5 protein-coding genes are annotated in these 2,080 nt (G+C 54.2%); all 5 read left to right on the top strand.

Features of this window, described 5'->3' with window-relative positions; genetic code table 11:
* A partial coding sequence (locus ACOYNV_RS27940; protein ID WP_422903091.1) for a hypothetical protein occupies positions 1-839 on the top strand: 839 nt, incomplete at its 5' end.
* The gene (locus ACOYNV_RS27935) at positions 836-973 is read left to right on the top strand and encodes a hypothetical protein (RefSeq protein WP_422903090.1); all 138 of its coding nucleotides are present in this window, start codon (positions 836-838) and stop codon (positions 971-973) included. The genes ACOYNV_RS27940 and ACOYNV_RS27935, both read left to right, overlap by 4 nt.
* Positions 970-1,260 carry a hypothetical protein gene (locus ACOYNV_RS27930; RefSeq protein WP_422903089.1) on the top strand — a complete coding sequence of 97 codons (291 nt, stop codon included), beginning with the start codon at positions 970-972 and terminating at the stop codon, positions 1,258-1,260. Before ACOYNV_RS27935 ends, ACOYNV_RS27930 begins: the two co-directional genes overlap by 4 nt.
* 132 nt (positions 1,261-1,392) lie before the next feature.
* The gene (locus ACOYNV_RS27925; RefSeq protein WP_422903088.1) at positions 1,393-1,674 is read left to right on the top strand and encodes a hypothetical protein; all 282 of its coding nucleotides are present in this window, start codon (positions 1,393-1,395) and stop codon (positions 1,672-1,674) included.
* 178 nt (positions 1,675-1,852) lie between these two features.
* Positions 1,853-2,080 (top strand): hypothetical protein (locus ACOYNV_RS27920; RefSeq protein WP_422903087.1); only part of this gene is annotated, 228 nt, incomplete at its 3' end.

Below are 2,080 nucleotides of genomic sequence, written 5' to 3'. Positions count from 1 at the left end.
CAGAGAGCTACTCTCTTGCCCAGATGACCGATGTCGAGTCCATGCGCCGCGCTGTTGCCGATCTGCGAGCTCTGGCACGCGCCACCCGGCTGGCCAGTGAAAAGATGGTATCCGGTCGCAAAGAACAGTTGCGCCTTGAGATTGTGCAAGCTGGTCGCACTGCGCTACAGCAGCATGTCACCGCGCTTGATCTACGACTTGGAGGCAAGTACATGCCGATCATTGGGGCCGACTTTGCGACAGCCATCAAGGGAAAGAAGAACATCGACAGCATTCAGGACGCCGTGAATACCATGCTGGCAAGCGCCAAGATCGAAGCCAGCGCCGCGGCTGACCGGATTCAATCGAATCTCAAAGTCATTGCCGATAACAAGGAATATGCCTTCCTGTTCTTTGATCTAGCCCAACTGGTGCTCAAGAACCCCGACGACCTGGCCGCGGTCGTGTCGAGCCGCATCACCGAGCACAAGGTGAAGCAAGAGGCCGAGCGGATGCGCATCGCCAGCGAAGAACGCGCAAAGGCCGAAGCTGCAGCAGCAGTCACCATTGCCAAGGCACAGCCGAAGATGTTCATGCACGGCAACCTTCCGGTGAGCCTGGAACAGTTCGACAAGACCTATCCAATCAAGCAAAAGCCGGTTCTTCCGACGCTCAAACTTGGAACGATTGCCGAACGCCTTGGGTTTGGCCTGACCGCCGACTTTCTCTCAACACTCGGATTCGAGCCGGCCAGGGTCAAGAGTGCGGCGCTGTATCACGAAAGCCAGTTCGATGACATCTGCAAGGCTCTTGTGGATCACATCAATAGCGTCTGTGCATTGCAGGTTGCGCAACTATGACCCCGGCACAACTTCACGAAGCTCACGCTGCCGGATTGACCGAGCGCGAGATTGACGACCAGGCCGCAGAAGACGAGGCCATCGAGCTTGCGCAGCGACAGCAAGAGGCTAGGGAGCAGGGAGAGTTGAAATGAACGAAGCAGATAAGTTCTACATGAACATTGGGAAAGAAGTTCCTGAAGAATCCCCACAAACCGAAGCCGCGATATCCGCAGCCCTGTGGTTCCTCTGTGGTATTGGCTTTATCGCAGCACTCATTGCTGCTTGCATTTTGGAGGATGGGAATGAACCTGCCGCCAGTCCCAGTGCCATCGTCGGACAGTCCGATCTACGACGAAGAAGATATGCAAGCCTACGGCCTAGCCTGCATCGCAGCGTACAAGAAGCGTGTAGGGTGCAACTTGCAAAAGAAGCCACCTAAGTTTGATGCTGCGCTAGTTGCGCGAATACGTGACAAGTATCTCATGGGCGACGGCTACAAAGACATCAATCGGGTTTACCCGATGTGCCGGGATACTTACTTCAACATCATCAAGCGCAGAGGAGCTTACAAATGACCACGATTGAAATCATGCTGGAGGCGTTGAAGTCAGCACAAAGTCTATTAACCGGGCTTGACTACGCAGACGGTCCGGTTGATCAGCAATTAACCAAAGCCATCGCAGCTGGTGAAGCTGAGTTGCGCAGGGAGCCTGATGGGTGGATGCGCGAAGATAACTCTGGAAACGAGGGGCCGTCTGCGGTATTTGAAGCGCCAAGTAAGCACATGATTACTTGCGCCGCAAAGTGTGGTGAGAAGTATGAACCCGTATGGACACGAGAGGAAATCAAATGACACAACAAGAAATTATCGAGCAACTCCGCAAGGAACTCAACGAACTTCGGGAGCGTGTTGCAGTGCTGGAACGCAAGCCGTTACAGTGGCCTCAACAACCGCTCTCGCCCGTTCCGAATACGACACCTTGGCCTAGGCCTAAGCCGCCGTTTGACATCACTTGTGGAGACACACCGAAATGAAACACTGCAAAGTGCTATGCCGCGATGAAACACAGCACGGCGAAGATTACTACCTTGCGTCACAGGCTGATTCAATAATCGAGCGCCTGACTGAAGTCGCAGCCACCACGGACCTGATCCTCAAAGCTGTTAATGAGACTGTAGAGCGCCTGACTGCCGAGCGTGATGCTCTGAATGATACTGTTGTGCGCCTGACTGCCGATGCGGGCATTTTTACACTAGAC

This window comes from Propionivibrio sp. (assembly GCF_049316945.1).
GTDB lineage: Bacteria > Pseudomonadota > Gammaproteobacteria > Burkholderiales > Rhodocyclaceae > Propionivibrio.
This window is presented reverse-complemented; position numbering and strand designations above follow the sequence as displayed.

Coding starts and splice junctions, on each gene's coding strand:
- ACOYNV_RS27935 (WP_422903090.1), top strand. CDS start 836: ATGACCCCGGCACAACTTCACGAAGCTCACGCTGCCGGATTGACCGAG.
- ACOYNV_RS27930 (WP_422903089.1), top strand. CDS start 970: ATGAACGAAGCAGATAAGTTCTACATGAACATTGGGAAAGAAGTTCCT.
- ACOYNV_RS27925 (WP_422903088.1), top strand. CDS start 1,393: ATGACCACGATTGAAATCATGCTGGAGGCGTTGAAGTCAGCACAAAGT.